At 45.8% G+C, this 18,696-nt stretch carries 18 protein-coding genes and 2 pseudogenes; 9 read left to right on the top strand and 11 right to left on the bottom strand.

From position 1 onward, the window contains the following. Positions 1 to 313: DUF933 domain-containing protein (locus D9A03_RS00680; protein ID WP_120495322.1), on the top strand; the 313-nt coding region annotated here is incomplete at its 5' end. Between the two features lie 86 nt (positions 314 to 399). Here the strand turns inward: D9A03_RS00680 and D9A03_RS00675 are convergent. The 5 genes from D9A03_RS00675 to petA all read right to left on the bottom strand — a co-directional run bounded on the left by D9A03_RS00675 (position 400) and on the right by petA (position 4,756). Then, complete coding sequence (locus D9A03_RS00675) at positions 400 to 909, bottom strand: HPP family protein (RefSeq protein WP_120495321.1); 510 nt, start codon at positions 907 to 909, stop codon at positions 400 to 402. A 128-nt stretch (positions 910 to 1,037) separates the two neighbouring features. Continuing rightward, complete coding sequence (locus tag D9A03_RS00670; protein WP_120495320.1) at positions 1,038 to 1,910, bottom strand: VOC family protein; 873 nt, start codon at positions 1,908 to 1,910, stop codon at positions 1,038 to 1,040. Between the two features lie 178 nt (positions 1,911 to 2,088). Further along, entirely contained in the window at positions 2,089 to 2,961 is an 873-nt protein-coding gene (locus D9A03_RS00665; protein WP_120495319.1) for a cytochrome c1, read from the bottom strand. 16 nt (positions 2,962 to 2,977) lie between these two features. After that, the gene (locus tag D9A03_RS00660) at positions 2,978 to 4,189 is read right to left on the bottom strand and encodes a cytochrome b N-terminal domain-containing protein (RefSeq protein WP_120495318.1); all 1,212 of its coding nucleotides are present in this window, start codon (positions 4,187 to 4,189) and stop codon (positions 2,978 to 2,980) included. Positions 4,190 to 4,201: 12 nt separating this feature from the next. Next, complete coding sequence (petA, locus tag D9A03_RS00655) at positions 4,202 to 4,756, bottom strand: ubiquinol-cytochrome c reductase iron-sulfur subunit (protein ID WP_120495317.1); 555 nt, start codon at positions 4,754 to 4,756, stop codon at positions 4,202 to 4,204. A 322-nt stretch (positions 4,757 to 5,078) separates the two neighbouring features. On the opposite strand from petA, the gene D9A03_RS00650 reads away from it, so the two are divergent. From D9A03_RS00650 to D9A03_RS00640, 3 genes are all read left to right on the top strand, one after another. Then, a complete protein-coding gene (locus D9A03_RS00650) occupies positions 5,079 to 5,555 on the top strand; it encodes a tRNA (cytidine(34)-2'-O)-methyltransferase (protein WP_216825343.1) in 477 nt (158 codons plus the stop codon). A 60-nt stretch (positions 5,556 to 5,615) separates the two neighbouring features. Continuing rightward, positions 5,616 to 6,515 (top strand): oxygen-dependent coproporphyrinogen oxidase, encoded by a 900-nt coding sequence (gene hemF / locus D9A03_RS00645; RefSeq protein WP_120495315.1) that lies wholly within the window; start codon positions 5,616 to 5,618, stop codon positions 6,513 to 6,515. A 67-nt stretch (positions 6,516 to 6,582) separates the two neighbouring features. Continuing rightward, positions 6,583 to 7,119: a GNAT family N-acetyltransferase gene (locus D9A03_RS00640; RefSeq protein ID WP_120495314.1), complete on the top strand. Its 537-nt coding sequence runs from the start codon at positions 6,583 to 6,585 to the stop codon at positions 7,117 to 7,119. 6 nt (positions 7,120 to 7,125) lie between these two features. Here D9A03_RS00640 and D9A03_RS00635 read toward each other — a convergent pair whose 3' ends face one another. The 4 genes from D9A03_RS00635 to D9A03_RS00620 form a co-directional block, all read right to left on the bottom strand. After that, entirely contained in the window at positions 7,126 to 8,346 is a 1,221-nt protein-coding gene (locus D9A03_RS00635; protein ID WP_120495313.1) for a CCA tRNA nucleotidyltransferase, read from the bottom strand. Continuing rightward, the gene (locus tag D9A03_RS00630; protein WP_120495312.1) at positions 8,343 to 8,636 is read right to left on the bottom strand and encodes a hypothetical protein; all 294 of its coding nucleotides are present in this window, start codon (positions 8,634 to 8,636) and stop codon (positions 8,343 to 8,345) included. Before D9A03_RS00630 ends, D9A03_RS00635 begins: the two co-directional genes overlap by 4 nt. Before the next feature lie 6 nt (positions 8,637 to 8,642). After that, a complete protein-coding gene (locus tag D9A03_RS00625; RefSeq protein ID WP_120495323.1) occupies positions 8,643 to 9,254 on the bottom strand; it encodes a CoA pyrophosphatase in 612 nt (203 codons plus the stop codon). A gap of 107 nt (positions 9,255 to 9,361) precedes the next feature. Then, positions 9,362 to 9,889, bottom strand: a complete 528-nt coding sequence (locus tag D9A03_RS00620; RefSeq protein ID WP_120495311.1) for a DUF1285 domain-containing protein — start codon at positions 9,887 to 9,889, stop codon at positions 9,362 to 9,364. A 289-nt stretch (positions 9,890 to 10,178) separates the two neighbouring features. On the opposite strand from D9A03_RS00620, the gene D9A03_RS00615 reads away from it, so the two are divergent. From D9A03_RS00615 to D9A03_RS00600, 4 genes are read left to right on the top strand one after another with little or no spacing between them, the layout of a single operon-like run. Next, the gene (locus D9A03_RS00615) at positions 10,179 to 11,192 is read left to right on the top strand and encodes a MoxR family ATPase (RefSeq protein ID WP_120495310.1); all 1,014 of its coding nucleotides are present in this window, start codon (positions 10,179 to 10,181) and stop codon (positions 11,190 to 11,192) included. 9 nt (positions 11,193 to 11,201) lie between these two features. After that, positions 11,202 to 12,206, top strand: a complete 1,005-nt coding sequence (locus D9A03_RS00610; protein ID WP_120495309.1) for a DUF58 domain-containing protein — start codon at positions 11,202 to 11,204, stop codon at positions 12,204 to 12,206. Beyond that, entirely contained in the window at positions 12,199 to 14,958 is a 2,760-nt protein-coding gene (locus tag D9A03_RS00605) for a DUF4159 domain-containing protein (RefSeq protein WP_120495308.1), read from the top strand. Before D9A03_RS00610 ends, D9A03_RS00605 begins: the two co-directional genes overlap by 8 nt. Next, entirely contained in the window at positions 14,955 to 17,021 is a 2,067-nt protein-coding gene (locus tag D9A03_RS00600) for a hypothetical protein (protein WP_120495307.1), read from the top strand. The genes D9A03_RS00605 and D9A03_RS00600 overlap by 4 nt, the downstream gene beginning before the upstream one ends. Here D9A03_RS00600 and D9A03_RS00595 read toward each other — a convergent pair. Beyond that, positions 17,018 to 17,554, bottom strand: coding sequence for a GNAT family N-acetyltransferase (locus D9A03_RS00595; protein ID WP_120495306.1), 537 nt, complete (start codon positions 17,552 to 17,554; stop codon positions 17,018 to 17,020). The genes D9A03_RS00600 and D9A03_RS00595 overlap by 4 nt on opposite strands. Before the next feature lie 333 nt (positions 17,555 to 17,887). Continuing rightward, a pseudogene (locus tag D9A03_RS00590) lies at positions 17,888 to 18,274 on the bottom strand (LysR substrate-binding domain-containing protein); the annotation flags it as partial. 50 nt (positions 18,275 to 18,324) lie between these two features. Between D9A03_RS00590 and D9A03_RS00585 the strand changes: the two are divergent. Further along, positions 18,325 to 18,696: pseudogene (locus D9A03_RS00585) on the top strand (IS3 family transposase); the annotation flags it as partial.

Raw genomic sequence — 18,696 nt, 5'->3', positions numbered from 1 at the left:
CTGTCCATGCGCGTGCTTCTTTGGAATTATTGCCGCCGGGTATGGCCTACTTGGCCTCCTGACCTTCTTTACTGTTGGCCCCAAAGAAGCACGCGCATGGACAGTTGTCGAAGGATCTACGGCACCAAATGCAGCAGGCGCTATTCACACTGACTTTGAACGCGGCTTCATTCGCGCTGAAACCATTGCCTACGATGACTACATCGAATGTAATGGCGAACAAGGTGCTAAGGATGCCGGAAAAATGCGTGCAGAAGGAAAAGAATACATCGCCAAAGATGGTGACATTTTCCACTTCCGCTTCAACGTGTAAGAAATAATTTCCTCTGAATTAGTTATATAAAGGCGGTTTTTATACCGCCTTTTTTGTGCTTAATCAGAAAATCAGTGGTAGCACAGTCACCAATATTCTGGATATGAGCGATTTCTGGACAGGTTATTTGTTATCAAACCAACAATAAGAATTACCAGTGCACCGCTCAAAACAGGCGTCACAAGAAAAGCCCAATCAGCACCTTCCAACATTACCACAAGCGGTGTCGCACCTGCCGGAGCATGAAGCGTTCGCGTTAATTGCATCAAGGCAATCGCGGTTGCAACAGCGATCCCCATAGCAAACCAGTTCGCACCAAGTAATTCCAAGACAACCAACCCAACCAATGCCGCTATCAGATGGCCAAGAACCAGGCTTCGTGGTTGAGCCAATGGGCTATTAGGAACACCAAAAACCAATACACAACTTGCCCCAAAAGGCACCATGAAAAAGAGTGCTCCGGCCTGATCAGATAACCAGGCAATCGCGGCTATCGCCAACAAGGCCCCAATCCAACTCCACAAGATATGGCTGATACTGGGAATCGCTGGTGCAGCACTCCCTTTACCCAAATATTTTGTAAGATAGTCTTTCATTACACAGATCCAATTTTCTATTCACTATCCGATATAAGAAAAATGGACCGATCATTCTATTTTCATATTATTATTGAACCATCAGCTTTACAAATTGGGGCACATTAAGGTTTTTCTCAGACTTTTTGTTAACTTTCACCAAGTGCATCAAAGGTAACAATGACACCACAAGCATCATTTTCTTGCACACTGATGCGTGAATCGCCTTCTCTTTGATAACTGACACGATATTGATCAAAATACGCCTGTGTGGTCTTTAAATCATCTGCCCACAGATGAAAGGCAATCATGTAGCTGTCACCAGTAAAATCTTTGGGTTCAATTCCCGGATAGAAACGATTGATATCTTCGGGGGCGATAAAGCGTAAAACCTGTTTTCGCTCACTCACAAGAATATCGATACACCCGTCAGCCACAATCACAGCGTCTTCACCAAAAAATTCCGAGTATTTTGTAATTACATCACTTGGGTTCGCTGTGACATAAACAATCCGCCTGATTCCGCAAGCTCCATTCGCATGCTCAAGCCATTGTTTTTGCCAGACCACATCCGGTGTTTTGTGATCGCAAACAAACGAGGAAATCTTGGGAGTAACCTGGCTATCATATCGTAAAAGTTCGAAAGCAGGCATCACATCGCCATGTTCCAGTTCCAAAATACGTTTCAAATCTTTCGGCCCATCGATGGGAACCCCCACCTCTTGCAAGCAAGCCGCAGCCTTGGCGATATTCTCGCTCCGGAATGCCAGACCAAGTCCCCCCTGCCCGGTTTCAAGAAAGATATCCAGCCCATTAGTGTCCTGACCTTTATCGACAATACCAATCAGTTCGAGATAATCGTCAGGAAACATAATGCAATAGTTGGCCGTCCCCCAGCCAATATGGCGTCCCCGAGGCGTTAAACGAAACCCGAGACGCAGGTAATGGTGGCGTGCTTCTTCCAGTTGCTGCACACCAATCAAAAGATGATCAACCCCCTTGAGAGACGAATTGAAAAGCATTCAATTTTTCCTTTGATAGCATTCGGCTGATAATATTCGGCTTATCCAGCCTACTCTATCCGGAAAGATTAAGTAATCCCCATATCCAACAGAAATATCATCAGGGAAATTTAACAGAAAATGCCATAAAAAAAGGCTGCCCGAACTGAGCAGCCTTTCCCATAAACCAAGAAAGATCTTAGTGAACTTTAGCAAATACCTTACGCTTTGCTGCATACATAACCAGTGTGAAGATAATCAGGAAGATCATAACTTTCACGCCAGTATTTTTACGAGCTTCTAGCTTTGGTTCAGCTGCCCACATCAGGAAGTGGCTAACGTCAGCAGACATTTGCTCAACAGTTGCCGGAGTGCCATCACTGTATTCCACTGCATCTTCTGAGAGTGGTGGTGCCATTGCAATCTTATAGCCACTAAAATACTCATTATAGCTAAGATCACCAAGCTCCAACGGCTCCATGATTGGTTTCTTTTCCTCTTCTGTTGCGAAGAGCTTATATGAAAGGAAATCAAACAAACCAGTAAACTGTCTTTGCGTTGATGCAGGTACTTCTTCCGGGGCGTCAGTATATCCAGTCAAAAGAGCATAGATATAATCAGCACCATCTCCATCACTACCCCCATGACGTGCTTTCGCCATCAAAGAAAGATCAGGTGGCGCTTTACCACCGTTTGAAGCTGCCGCAGCTTTTTCATTCGGAAAAGGAGCCGGAAAACGATCAGCAGGAATTGCATTACGTTCGAACATTTCCCCCTCATCATTAGGTCCATCTTCTACGGTATACTCAGCAGCAATCGCTTTAATCTCATCTTCGTTATAGCCAAGATCAGCTAGATTACGAAAAGCAACGAGATCAAGAGAATGACACCCAGAACAAACGTCTTTGTATACTTGGAAACCACGTTGCAAAGAAGCCTTGTCATAAGAACCAAAGGTTCCCTGAAAACTCCACTCTTGCTTCGGGATTTCGATTAAAGAACCAGAGGCTAAAGCAACTGAACTTGTTAAGGACAATGCTGCAGCATAGAAACCAATAAGAATTTTCTTCATTAGTCGCGTTTCCTTATCAAGACTTCAATACTGCTTCATGAATAGAGCTCGGTAATTCTCGCGGACGTTCAATCATCGGCAGAATAATAGGGAGCAATATCAAGAAGTGGAAGAAGTAGTATGCTGTGGCGATACGGCTAAGAGCAACATATGGCTCTTCAGCTGGTTGTCCACCGAGCCATCCGAGTAGCAATCCATTGGCCAAGAAGATCCAGAAGAAAATCCGGGCCACAGGGCGGAATTTGCAACTGCGGATTTTTGAACGATCCAACCATGGAAGAACGAAAAGAATTGCGATCGCACCAAACATTGCAATAACACCACCAAGCTTATCAGGAACCGCCCGCAAAATTGCATAGAAAGGTAGGAAGTACCATTCAGGAACAATATGTGCAGGTGTCGACAACGGATTTGCTGGTATATAGTTATCCGGATGCCCCATAAAGTTAGGCGCCCAGAAAAGGAAAAACGCAAACAGCATCAAGAAAACACCCAGACCAAACAAGTCCTTAATGGTGTAATAAGGCTGGAATGTCAGGCTGTCCTGAGGACCTTTCATATCGATACCAAGCGGGTTGTTCGATGTTACAGTGTGGAGGGCCACAATGTGAAGAACAACAACAGCGACGATAATGAATGGCAACAGGTAATGCAGAGCAAAGAAACGGTTCAGTGTAGGGTTATCAACAGAGAAACCACCCCAAAGCCAGGTAACGATACTCTCTCCAACCACCGGAATGGCTGAGAAAAGGTTGGTAATAACCGTTGCACCCCAGAAGCTCATTTGGCCCCATGGAAGAACATATCCCATGAACGCTGTTGCCATCATCAACAGGAAGATAACAACACCCAGTTGCCAAAGAAGTTCGCGTGGCGCTTTGTAAGATCCGTAGTACAATCCACGCATCATGTGAATATACACAGCAATAAAGAAAAATGATGCCATGTTCATATGGATATAACGAATCAGCCAACCGTTATTCACATCACGCATAATACGTTCAACAGAATTGAACGCCATATCAACATGCGCAGTGTACTGCATCGCAAGAATGATACCCGTTACGATCATTGTTACCAGAGCAAACCCGGCAAGGGATCCAAAGTTCCAAAGATAGTTCAGGTTCTTTGGCATTGGGTATTCGTAAAGGGTGTGATGTCCCATAGAGATTAGAGGCAGACGATCCTCAACCCACTGGACGACTTTATTATTCGTTTTAAAACTCATGACCTGTTCCCCCTAGCCGATCTTGATAGAGTTATCAGTCAAGAAGGCGTATGGCGGCACTTCCAGATTTGTAGGCGCCGGTCCCTTACGAATACGACCAGACGTATCATAGTGCGACCCATGGCAAGGACAGAACCATCCGCCATAATCACCCTTTTTATCTCCCGTCTTCTGCCCCAATGGAACACACCCAAGGTGTGTACAAACACCAACAAGAACGAGCCATTCAGGTTTCTCAACACGATCTTCATCGGTTTGAGGATCTGGAAGGTCAGCCAACGGAGTTTCCTCTGCAATAGCGATCTCTTCAGCTACCCGGCGTCTGATAAACACAGGTTTGCCCCGCCATGTAACAGTTACCGACTGACCGATTTCGATCGGTGACAAATCTACCTCAATAGAGGATAGAGCCAGAACATCAGCCGAAGGATTCATAGAATCGATCATCGGCCATATTGCACCAGCAGCCCCGACAACGGTCATAGCCCCGGCCGTCAGGTACAGAAATTCACGCCGGGTCTCGCCGGACCCTTGGGCGGAATTTTCAGGATTCGCGCCGTCTGCCATTTGTGTAATCCCTATTTTCATCTCTCAAGCTTACAACTCTAGAACAAAGAGCTGCGATACGATACAGGATTTTTGGGCCATTGCCCTTGTCTAATCCTAATTGCGCCCCCATCTAAGCATCGCTGGATGCAAGAACGGATGTGACATCCTGTCGCACTTAGGACTAGTCCTATATTTAGTGACAGGGATATAAAGGATTTGTCATAGAAAGGCAAAGACTCTAAGTGTGAGTCGGACAGGAAAATAACGTTTTTTCCGTCACTTCCATATTTATGGGCCGTATTGATGGCTATATGATTACTTCATTTTAGAGATAAACAGCATGCGTCTTGCTCTTTACCAACCGGATATTCCTCAAAACACAGGAACAATGCTTCGAATGGCTGCCTGTCTTGATGTTGCCGTCGATATTATTGAACCCTGCGGCTTTGTTCTTAACGACAAACGCATGAAACGATCTGGTATGGATTATCTGGACCAAACCGAACTCGTCCGCCACACCTCCTGGGATGCTTTTAATAATAATCGCCAAGAAAGTGCTCGTCCTAAACGCCTGATTTTGCTATCGACCAAAGCAACCACATCCTATGTGGATTTTATCTTTGAACCCAACGATATACTTATGGTTGGAAGAGAATCAGCCGGTGTCCCAGACGATGTTCACAAGGCCGTTGATCATTCCGTTCTCATTCCCATGGCGGTTGGCGTTCGATCCCTGAACATTGCAGTATCTGCCGCTATGGTTCTTGGCGAAGCACTGCGACAGATAGGTGGATTTCCTGTTCCAAGCGCCGTATAACATTATATATTATCTTAAACATATTCCCACCCGAGAACACCGTAACCTCACGAGTAACAGATGTACCAACGGCAAGATCCGACAAGTCCTTTTCCCAATCACGGCGCACCGGACGATCATAAAGAACAGGCCCAACGCTGGTTCAAACAACTCCGGGATAGCATATGTGCCGAATTTGAAAGGCTGGAAGACGAACTTTCCGGTACTGTCCTAGCCAAACTGGGCGAACCAGCAGCAGGCCGCTTTGAACGAAAACAGTGGGATCGCGACGGCGGGGGCGGTGGCGAAATGTCCATCATGCGCGGACGCGTGTTCGAAAAGGTGGGCGTTAATATATCCACGGTCATGGGGGAATTCAGTGAAGAATTTTCCAAACGCATTCCCGGCGCAGACAAAGACCCGCGTTTCTGGGCCAGTGGTATTTCCCTTGTCGCTCACATGCATTCGCCGCTTGTACCCGCCGTTCACATGAACACACGCCATATTGTCACAACAACCAGCTGGTTTGGCGGTGGCGGTGATTTGAACCCCATGTATCCGGTTGGTCAGGACACCCATGATTTCCACCGGGCATACAAGGATGCCTGTGACAAACACAATCCAGGTTTCTTCCCTGTCTTCAAGGAATGGTGTGACGAATATTTCTATATTCCTCATCGCAATGAAGCCCGCGGTGTCGGGGGCATTTTCTATGACTATCTGAATACGGGGAACTGGAACGCCGATTTCGCCTTTACTCAAGATGTCGGCAGAGCGTTTTTAGATATCTACCCCCAGCTTGTGCGCCGCCACATGCACAAAGACTGGAACGACGAGCAACGAAAACATCAGCTTTTCCGCCGTGGTCGATATGCAGAATTTAACCTGCTCTATGATCGCGGTACCATGTTCGGCCTCAAGACAGGGGGCAATGTCGAAGCAATCCTTATGTCCATGCCGCCGGAAGCAGCCTGGCCCTAGTTTTTTCCCGATAAACTCCAGAAAATAACCCGGCAGATACAGATAAAATCATCCAAGGACCTGCAATATGCCCTCGGCTCAACAAAAGATTATATTGGAAACGGATCGCCTGATCGTGCGGGAGCTTGGCGAGACCGATGCCCCGTTTATCCTGCGTCTTTTGAACGACCCTGCTTTCATTAAAAACATCGTCGACAAAGAAGTCAGAACACTTGATCAGGCCTGTGGATATATTAACTCTGGACCTGTCACCAGCTACCGCGAAAACGGCTTTGGCCTCTACGCTGTTATTCTGAAAGAAGGAAAAGCTTCAATTGGCATGTGTGGGCTGGTTAAGCGCGACGGACTGGATGATCCAGATATTGGCTACGCCTTGCTTCCCGAATATTGTTCAAAAGGCTATGCTGCCGAGGCCGCTGACGCCATTCTCAAATACGGGCACGATCAGCTAAAACTTGAAAAAATCGTCGGTATCGTGAATCCCGATAATGTTGGATCTGCCAGAGTACTAGAGAAAATTGGCCTCACATTTGAGAAAATGATCAAGGTGTCTAAAGATCTTCCCGAAACGAAGTACTACGTTTCAAGGAAAATCAGCCATTGATCACGTCTAAATTTTTAAGGCATAGGCCAAACATTCTTCCTGATCGGGCTTAAAAGACTGTTTAATCCACCAGCTTTCTGTGACCTTTAGAAGCCGTCCCATTTTGGGGCCTGGCTCGATACCTGACTGAATGAGATCTCTTCCCTGAAGTGGGAAGAAAACCGGGCGCCATTCTTCGATCATCTTTGCACGAGAGCGGGCATTTTCGTCATTGAAGTTTACACCATCCCTTGCCATCTGCAGCCGGAGCAAATCGGACACCAAACCAGCGCCAATACGGTAGAGCGCTTCTTGAAACAGCATTTTTTCTGTCGAAGAATTAATTTCGTACTCTGGCTTTATCAAAGAGAGAAAATGTTGTTTTTCCGCCGTAGAAAAGCGCAAACGATCTGGAATAGATCGTTTTTCTTTAACTTCCCCACCTTCGAGTAAAGCAATCAAACGAACAAGTGGATCCCTTCGTCCTTCAAGCGGTATAAACGCTGCCAAACAGTCAACTGAACGAACTTCGGGCAGGAAGGATGAAAAAATCTGGTTCTCCAGCATAACATTCAAAGCAGGCATTGGATCAGGTGCAGACAAAAACCTCATTAATTCGCTATGAATACGTTCTGCGGACAAGCCTTTGAGCATATGGGCTTTTGATTTAGCTGCGGATACTCCCTCTTGATCAAAAACATCAGTACCGTACCAAGCTTGGAACCGGAAAAACCGTAATAATCTCAGGGCATCTTCTTCGATACGTGTCTCTGCATTACCAACAAACCGGATGCGATTTTCTTTTAGATCCTGAACGCCGCCAAAGGGATCAAACACAGTACCATCAAGGCGACAGGACAGCGCATTCATTGTTAAATCCCGACGGGCAGCATCTTCTTCCCAATTATCTGTATAGGCCACAGTTGCGTGACGACCATCGGTTTCGACATCTACTCTTAACGTTGTGATCTCAAAAACCTGATGATTACAGACAGCTGTTATCGTTCCATGATCAAGCCCGGTCGGTATAGCTTTTATCTTTCCGGCTTCTAACAGCTTAATCACGATTTCTGGATGATCCGGTGTCGCGATATCAATATCCTTGATTTCGCGCCCTAACATGGCATCGCGAACACAACCACCAACAAAACGTATATCTTGTCCTTGCGTAGACAACGCCTCGATTACACGTCGAGTTTCCTCTGCCAACATCCATGATTGGCTTTGCAACTGATAAGTCTTCGTCATGAATCAGTGTCAGTATTTTCCAGAACTTTTGGCTGGTAACTTGGTGACACAAGGCTGTCACCCGGGGCAGGACCAGGGTTTGAAAAATATATGCCCATCGCAATCCCGGCCAGAACTACACCGCTTAGAAATAGCCAGGCCCAAGGGCCTCGCTCTATCCAGGGAAGATCTTCTTCACGCAATTCCCCGTCAGCACTAGAACGAGACCTTCGCGTAACAAGATAATAGGCGAGGTAGAGAGCAAACGGCAACAGAATTGGTAGAAGGATTAAAAGTAATCTGGTCAACATCCCCTGTTATTTCCCCTTACAAGTTACATCTTCATCAGAAATATTATTATCCCGATGTAAATTTAAAACTTCGCATAGATTAACCAGCATGCCTGCTGTGGCGCCCCAGATAAAATAGTCATTAAAGGGAAAAGCATAATAATATCGCCGATAGCCTTCAAATTCCCGAAAATGCCGCTGTCGACTGCCCGGTTTCAAAAAGTAGATCAAAGGAACTTCGAAAACCTCTGCAACCTCAAAGCTGTCAGGATTAACAGGAAAAGGAGGTTTTATAAGGCCAACAACAGGCGTGATGATAAACCCTGTGCGGGTAACATAGGTATCCAACTCGCCGATAACACTGACATGTTTTCGGGGAAGGCCAACTTCTTCTTCCAGTTCTCGCAAGGCTGTATCACGATGACTTAGGTCAGTTGGATCAACTCGTCCGCCGGGGAAACTGACCTGACCGGCATGATCATGAAGATGATCTGTTCGTTTCGTCAAGAGAACCGTGAAGCCATTTTCGCGCTCAACAAGAGGAACAACCACTGCCGCAGGTGTTTTATCGTGTGTCGGATCAAAAAAGCCCGGATTCAAATCGTGATCGCCACGCAAAGCATTTTGCGTTGATGACATTACTTTTTGCTCTGCAAAAACCTGTATCAATCTTTGAGATGTCCAATCAAACCCCACGCTTTTATACCGTCCTTTCCCCTTAAGTGTTTCACTTATTATGTACGCGTCTAATCAAGATCCCCAAGCACATGAAAAATTCCGGAACTCCAGACCCCGGCTTTGTTATCTTTTGTTTCTGACAGATCCATCAATTGATAAAAGGCAGACCTGACAATACGGGCCTCTAGGCCCTGTCTAATCAATATATAGGGTGATGGCTCACCACTTTCATCTTTAAAATCAATTCGAATCGGATGATCCTTATCAAGATCAACCCATTCATCCATATTATTTCGAAAGGAAAGAACCTGACCTAGCCCCTGTCCCGTATCTTTTAATTCCACAACTATAAAGGGAACGTCCTCAACAACGATTTGGGCTCTTTCTACTGGTGTGACGAGCCAATAGTCACCAGACTCATCACGTTGGAGCACTGTTGAAAACAATCGTGCCAAGGCTTTTCGTTCAATTTCACGTCCCTCGTGATACCAAACACCATTACGATCAATGCGCATATCAACATCACTGGTTATCGGCAAGTTACGGGCTGCTTCTGCTAAGTCATCTTTTTCTGACATGTGCTGATAATCTGTCATCTTTTTATGGCCCTATTAGCAAGTGATCACTGTTGATTGATCGGATATCACTATGCAAACGCACGTTTTATGTTCATTATAACCAATGTGTTAACCAACATGTCAAAGAACTGATGTATACTACCACAGGATACACCTGAACAACGGCACCAAGTTACAGGCCCGAAATCTTTAAGACCCGAAATCTTTAAGACTTGGGAAAACAGGTACGTACAATACAAAACGGTAAATGACATAAGCCAACTACTTAGACAACAACATTAGCAGTTACGTCAAAAGAGGAAGCAAAATGGACACTACGGATACAAATCCGAGTACAACATTATCCGAAGACCTTACCTTACAGGCAGATCAACTCTGCACTCGCCTAGCACAACTTAATGAAAATCTGGGAAAAGTCGTCTTCGGACAGGAAGACGTTATTGAACAGGTATTGATCACCTTATTGGCTGGTGGACACGGCCTTCTGGTCGGTGCTCCGGGCCTCGCAAAGACCCGTTTGGTCGAAAACCTCGGCATTGTATTTGGCCTACAGGAAAAACGTATTCAATGTACGCCTGACTTGATGCCCTCAGACATTATCGGTGCCGAAGTTCTGGAAGAAGACGAAGATGGCCGACGGTCTTTCCGCTTTATTCAAGGTCCTGTATTTTCTCAACTTCTGATGGCAGATGAAATCAACCGTGCAAGCCCCAGAACACAATCAGCCCTGTTACAGGCGATGCAGGAACACACTGTCACCGTCGCTGGACAAAGCCACAAATTGCCTTCTCCCTTTCATGTTCTGGCAACACAGAATCCTCTTGAACAGGAAGGTACTTACCCTCTTCCAGAGGCTCAGCTTGATAGATTTCTTTTGGAAATTTATGTCGGTTATCCAGACAGGGAAGCAGAAAAACAGATGCTTCTTGCCACAACAGGAACAAGCGAACCCGAAGCCGAAGGAATTTTGACATCACGGGAACTGCTGGCAGCACAAAAACTGGTCAGAGAAATTCCGGTCGGCGAAGATGTATTAGAGGGCATATTATCGCTGGTTCGAAGCGGTCGCCCTGAAGAAACTGATGATGAATTCGTGAAGCAGTTCGTTGCCTGGGGGCCTGGCCCTCGTGCCAGTCAGGCCTTGCTCATGGCGAGTAAAGCAAGGTGCTTGCTCCAGGGAAGGTTAAGTCCTTCGCTGGACGATGTTATCGCTTTGGCTGCTCCCGTATTACGACACAGAATTCATCTGGACTTCACAGCAAGAGCCGAAGGCATAACCATACCAAAGATTATTAAACGCCTAGTCGCCCCCCTGAACTAGAGGGTTAAGATGAACAAACGGGCATCATTCATTAAAACACCAAGTATAGAAACTTCTGCTGAGAAGCTTTCAGCAACACTTCCGCCCCTCCTGATTGAAGCAGAGCGTGTTGCAGCAACAGTTTTTCAGGGCGCTCATGGAAGACGGCATATCGGGCAAGGCGATGAATTTTGGCAATATAGACACTATAGTCCTGGGGATTCTCCGCGCAAAATCGATTGGCGTCGTTCAGCCAAGTCTGATCCTAACTCAGAGAATGCCGGCCTATTCATTCGCCAGAAAGAGTGGGAGTCAGCTCAAAGTCTGTGGCTATGGAACAGCAGCGACCCCGGAATGGATTGGGCTTCAGACAAAAATCTTGTCACAAAAAAACATCGGGCATCCGTCTTGAGTCTCGCGCTAGCTCAACTTTTAATTCGTGGCGGCGAAAAAGTCGCGCTGGCCGGGTCAGGGACTTCCCCTTCAAACTCTCGAAAAAACCTCTACACCATTGCCCAGCAGTTGGAAAGTCAGCACTCCAAAGGCAAAAACACTTCAAGCAATAATCAATCTGTCGCCAATGAATTGCCACATGGGCATCGCTTTTCACAGCATTCTGCTCTTGTTTGTTTTTCAGATTTTCTCGCGCCGCTATCAGAACAAAAACAAGTCTTTGCAAATCTTGCCCATCGAAACCTGCGTGTTTGGTTGGTTCAGGTTCTTGACCCAGCCGAGATGAATTTACCCTATGCTGGAAGAGTAAAATTTCAACAGCCCAACAGCGATAATGAGCTTCTACACTCTGATGTTGAATCAATCCGTGATCTCTATATTGACCGCATCAGAGGCCATAACAAAGATCTATCTCGCCTCGTCAAAAAATGGGGATGGAATCACATTCTCCACACAACTGACAAGTCGCCAGAATCAACGCTTCTAACTCTATATCGAAGTATTTCAGAGAGACAAAACACCTTTACACACACACGCGAAGAAAACCTGATTGGAAACGATATGGGTAAAGAGCATGCTTAATTTCGGGATCATAGGTTTTTTAAATCCGTGGCTCTTATTAGGCCTTATAACTCTTCCTGTGGTCTGGCTTATCCTGCGCATAACGCCCCCTTCACCAAAAAAAATTACCTTCCCGGCCTTACGCTTACTCTTTGGTTTACAAGGGGCCTCGTCCAAGCCTGAAAAAACATCCTGGTGGCTTATTCTCTTGAGAATAATGATCCTGCTCATACTTATACTGGCATTGGCTGAACCGATTTATGCGCCAGTAAAAAGAACAGACACAACCTACAACACACTGGTTCTCTTGGATAACGATTGGGCTTCCGCTGGTAGCTGGACCAAACAGCTTGCGACCTTACAATCTGTACTTGAGCAGAATAAAGGTAGCAGCAGACAAATTGCCTTCCTCTCCACAGCAAAGAATGCAACTGGACACTATGATTTCTCTGGTTTCAAGAAGCCTGAAAGCCTTCTGGGCGACACAGAACAATTACCCTCAATTCAAAGCTGGAAATCAAATCCTCAGGACGCCTTACATTCCGTAGAAAAAGAGCTTGAGCGTTACCATCCTCTGAAAATTCTTTGGCTTTCCAATGGACTTGTTTCTTCCCCGCTATCGAATGATGCCTCTGACTTATTTGATACCTTTGCCACGTCAGAAATTTACTTACCATCAAACGATGAACTCCCGTTATGGATTACGGGAGTAAAGCCAGAGAGCAACGGATTAAGGGTATCAATTGCGCGTGGTTTTACCGGCCCTGAAAACCAAGAAAGAATAGCTGCCCTTTCAGAGCAAAATGAAGTTCTCGCTTCCGAGAAGATTGTTTTCGACCAAGAGGAGAAAAGTGTTTCAACAACCCTGACCATGCCAAACGAACTCTATAACAAAGTGCAGAAAGTAATTGTCGTTGGAAAAAATACGGCTGCTACAACCTTCTTGCTTGATCAGAGCAATTATCGTTTCCCGGTCGGTATTCTGACCGCAGCAGGGCAGGAAGATAACAAATCTCTCCTTGGTGAACACTACTATCTTCAACGTGCTCTAAGCCTTTTCACAGATGTTAGGTATGGATCTGTTAAAGAACTCTTGTCTCGAGAGCTTTCTGCTATTGTTGTCACAGATAAAGAAAGCATTCCACAGTCTGATCGAGAAACGCTGAGTGAATGGATTAATCAAGGTGGATTACTTTTACGATTTTCCGGCCCCAATCTGGCAGAAACAAGAGATAATTTTATCTCTGTTCCTCTTCGCAGTGGCTATCGGAACCTTGAAGGAAACTTAACCTGGGAACAACCACTCACCCTTGAAGCATTTCAGAAAGACAGCCCCTTTTACGGCCTCCCCCAAAATCCAGAGATCACTGTATCCGGACAGCTCCTCGCACAACCAACACCAGAGCTAGACAGCCATACCTGGGCAAGGCTTCAGGATGGCACCCCCCTTGTCACAGCTAATGATCAAGGCGATGGTATGATCGTTCTAGTGCACACGTCATCCAACACACGCTGGTCAAATTTGGCTCTGTCAGGCTCTTTTGTCGATATTCTGAGACGTATTTTACAATTTGGGCAAGGCGTGAGCGGAACAAATACATCAGAAAACAAAATACCGATCCATGATATTCTCGATGCCTATGGCAATCTTACGCCAATGGAAGATTCAGCCATTCTATTGAATGTTTCACCCGAAAAAGAGGGAATATTACAGGACATTGGTCCCAAAACACCGCCAGGATATTACGGAAAAGATAAAAGACAAAAAGCTATAAACCTTGCGGGGCATTTGCCAGAGATCCAGAAAAATAATTTCCAGGCCGAAAGTGAACAGATCTATAACGCAAAAAAAGAAAGTCCACTTCAAATCCCATTGCTTTTCACTGCCCTTGTTTTGTTCCTCTTTGATCAAGCCCTGACACTCTGGCTCAGAGGCTTATTTTCGAGTGTCGCTATCGGAAAACCTGTTGCAGTCATTCTACTTCTCTTGCTTCCTCTGACATTATCGCCACCCCATAAAGCTATGGCACAAGATATAGAAGAGCCTTTAGACAGCCAAGGTATAGAAGCAACTCTCAATACCTATCTTGCTTACATCATCACCGGTGATAACAAAATCGATTCCGACAGCCATTCCGGCTTGGCGGGCCTCTCGCTTCAACTACACAGGCGTACTGCCGTTGAAAATGTGAGAGTAACTGGGGTTGATCTGGATAGAGATCAAATATCGCCCTATCCCTTTCTCTATTGGCCGATCACAGCAGTTCAGGAATCGCTGACCGCACGCGGAAAACGTCGCTTAAATGAATACATCAGCAACGGCGGCCTGATTTTGTTTGATCTACGAGAAGCATCCAGCACTTTAAATTCAGCGTTGGGTTCACAGGGCAATGCGCAATATCTACAAATGCTGACTGAAGAAATAAGTATTCCACAAATGGAACCTGTTCCAGCTGGCCATGTCATTACCCGGTCCTTTTATCTTCTCGAAAGCTTTCCCGGTCGTAATAACAATCGTGATTTCTGGACTGAAAGCACTGATCCCTATCGAAATGATGGAGTTGCAAGGATACTGATTGGCTCAAATGACTGGTCCCGTGCATGGGCCATCAATGAGCAAGGACGTCCCCTTTATGCCATGGTCCGCGGCGGCGAACGACAGCGGGAGCTTGCGTATCGCTTTGGCATCAATCTCGTGATGTACGCCCTGACGGGGAACTACAAAGAAGATCAGGTTCATATCCCTCATATCCTGGAGAGGTTGGGCCAATGATTTCCAGCTATGGTATTGAATGGCAACCTCTGGTCCCGATCTGGATGATTTATACGATCATCGGCTTCGCATTGGTTTCTTTATTGCCACTCTTTTTCCTCAGGAGTAAGGGTGGAGAGTTCAGAGCAATCTTCCTTACAATCATTGCAGCTTTTCTGGCAAACCCCAGTCTCCACAAAGAAGTCAGCGAAGCTCTACCTGAGCTCGTTCTCGCTATTGTAGATAACAGTCCGTCAATGGATTATGGCCGACGAAAAAGTCAGGCTGCAAATGCTCTGACTTCTTTACATGAACAGGTTAATCAACGTTCAGATCTGATCCTCAAAACCATCCAGATTAACGGCGATGCTGAAAATGGTACCAAACTATTTGATGAAGTTTACCTGACAGCAGAAGAAAAAGAGCGTCTGGCAGGGATCATTATTATCTCGGATGGGCAAATCCACGACATTCCCCAAACCCTTGAAGAAACACAATTTCCACAGGACATCCCTCTCCACCTGTTCTTAACAGGAGATCCCACCAAAGGAGATCGCCGTATCGTTATTGAACAGGCCCCGGCCTTTGGCATCATAGACCAAAAAACCGAGTTGACCTTTAAAATCATCGACGAAAACATTAATGAAGTCGACGCTCCCGCCGCCATTACCCTGAGAAAAAATGGAGAAACCGTTGCCGAATTTCAGGCACCAATTAATCAGACAATTACCCATGAACTAACTTTGGAGAACAGAGGCGAAGCAATTTTTGATATAACAGCAGAAATATTGGATGAAGAAATAACACCGATCAACAATCAGGCTGTTTTCAGTGCAAATGGAGTCAGAGATAGACTGAAAGTACTCTTGATTTCAGGAGAACCTCATCCGGGCGAACGAGCATGGCGAAACATCCTGAAAGAAGACCCCTCTGTTGATCTTATCCACTTTACCATTCTGCGCCATCCAACCAAGCAAGATGGCACCCCCATCAGAGAGCTTTCTTTAATTGCCTTCCCTATTCATGAACTGTTTGAAGTTAAATTGGCTGACTTTGATCTGATTATTTTTGATCAATATCAACGTCAAGGTTTTCTCCCCAGCCACTATCTGACCAATATTGTAAGATATGTAAAACAGGGTGGCGCTCTGTTAGAGGTCGGCGGTCCCGGCTACGCCTCGCCAGCTTCTCTTTATAATACGGCTTTGGGGAGTATCCTTCCCGCAGAACCGTTAGGCAAAGTATCCGAGCAAGCTTTCCAGCCCTTGATTACGCAATTGGGATTACGTCATCCAGTTACGGCACGCTTACCAAAGGCAAACCTCTCACAAGATGAAAAGCCACGATGGGGACGCTGGTTCCGACAGGTTGAAACGGACACACTTGGCGGCTCTACACTAATGACTGGCAATAATCGCCTCCCCTTACTTATTCTGGATCATTACGAACAGGGACGTGTTGCTCAAATCACCAGCGACCATATATGGCTATGGGGGCGCAACATCGAAGGTGGCGGCCCGCAAACAGAATTAATACGACGCCTGGTTCACTGGCTTATGAAAGAACCAGAACTGGAAGAAGAAGTTTTAAAAGCCCAACTACGAGATCAACAACTCGCGATCATGCGACAGACGATGTCGGAAGATGAAATCCTCCTGACAATAACAAGTCCATCGGGAAAGGTAACTGAAACAACACTCCAGGCAGATACTCACGGCTATGCTTCAACAAGAATAGAAGCGACGGAACCCGGACTCTATACAATTGATGATGGTCTCCATACTGTCGTAGCTCAACAGGCCCTCAGCGGCCCCGAACACGAAAGAGTACGTGCAGATCCAGCACCTTTATCACCGATTATCGAAACCAGTAGCGGCGGCATCTACCCCCTCAACGAACTTAAGCCGAGACTCCGCTTGGTACGCGGGAAAGGCTCTCTGGCAGGAACAGAGTGGGCCGGATTACTCGCGCAAAAGGCTGAAAGACTCGTTGGATCAACACGAAACCCTTTATTACCTCCGTGGATTTTTCTATCTCTCTTGCTGATGACAGCATTTGGCGCTTGGTATCGTGAAGGGCGCTAAACCTTCAGTGCGGCTTGAACTTCGCCAACATTTTCCCAAGGAGCCAAAAGCCCCTTCGGAAGCGTCGAGAAAGGATCTTCCTGAAGCGACAGAACTTGAAATTTCTCTGTACTAACGGAAACCGGCATATCAAAGCCAAGAGGTTTGGCGGGCTTGAAACCATACGGAGCATAATAAAGCTGCTCACCAACAACAAAACACAAACGGTATCCCATCTTTTTTGCTGCATTCAGCCCATGAGTTACCAAAGCTTTTCCGATACCCTTGCCTTGTATATCAGGCTGTATTGCCAAAGGTCCCAAAAGCAGGGCAGTTTCACCGTCAACAAGCACAGGCCAAAAACGGAGTGTCCCAAGCAATTTGTCAGAAAAAGATGACCGCACCGAAAAACTTAAATTCGGCACGGCAGAGATACCTGCCCGAAAAGAGTAAGAAGGGCGAGATTTACGTTCCAGACCAAAGGTCAAATCCAATAACGTTTCAATCTGCGCTTCATCTGTAGCGTTCTGGAGAGTAATCGTATAGTCACACATGGTACATCCTGCATTCGTGCCAGCTCTCACGAGCCTGTACTTTTATTTTTCAAAGACATTTTTTTGCTAACTGCTGCCTTTGGGTAGTGCAGGTTGACCTTATTTCAGGTCGCCGAACAATCCATCACGACACACAGACTAACAGCCCAGCGAACAGAAGTTCGAGGGCAGATGCGTCGTCGTCGGAGATGTTCACAACAGTTGGGCATCTAAATGACCAAGCCTTAAATAAAAGTGAATACGATTTATCTGTCTTCGATATCACGATTTTTCCAACTGTCAAAGCAAGAAAAACAACAGAACAGCCTTTTCAAAAAACACCCTATCTCCATATTAAGGCTTCAGATTTAAACTTTTCCCATAGTATTCTGCGGTAAAATCAACAAATACCCGCGCCTTGGGTGGCAAGTTACGATTAATCGGATACACCACGTATATGGCATTGTCTGTATCTACATTCCAATCTGGCAATACCTTGATCACACGATTTTCTTTAATCGCGTCATGACAGATAAAGTCAGGCATGCAGGCAAAGCCTATTCCCTCTTGAACGGCAGAAAGAATAAAATCACCATTATTGGCCGAGAGATCACTGCTTAAAGGAACAGTTATCGTTCCCTCTTCTCCGGCCAGCTTCAATCCAGATGTTCTGTTCAAGTTTGAATAGTGCAGGAAATTATATCCGGAAAGTTCAGACGGTATTACCGAGGTATGCTCTTTTTTAAAATAGTGTCCCGTCCTGAAATAAGTTTACATATTGGAGACTTATAATGGGACATTCAAAGACAGAGCGGGTTAGGCGTAGTCAAAAGGATTATCCTTTAGGCTTTAAATTTTCAGTTGTTGATGAGATAGAAAAAGGCGATCTGACTTATAAGCAAGCTCAGGATCTTTATGGCATTCAAGGCCGGAGTACTTGCTTAACGTGGCTTCGCAAGCATGGTAAACTTGATTGGTCGAAACCTTTGAACCATTTAGCCATGCCAAAGAACAAAGAAACTCCCGCCCAGAAGATCAAACGCCTTGAACGGGCTCTTGAGGATGAACAGCTCAAGAACATTGTTTATGGGGAAATGATGAATGTTATTCACGAAGAATACGGGATTGATCTGCGAAAAAAGTACTTAAGCACACTCTCTGGG

This window comes from Kiloniella sp. EL199 (genome assembly GCF_900313065.1).
Taxonomy (GTDB): domain Bacteria; phylum Pseudomonadota; class Alphaproteobacteria; order Kiloniellales; family Kiloniellaceae; genus Kiloniella.
The sequence above is the reverse complement of the archived record's forward strand: the minus strand, read 5'-3'. Positions and strand labels throughout refer to the sequence as shown.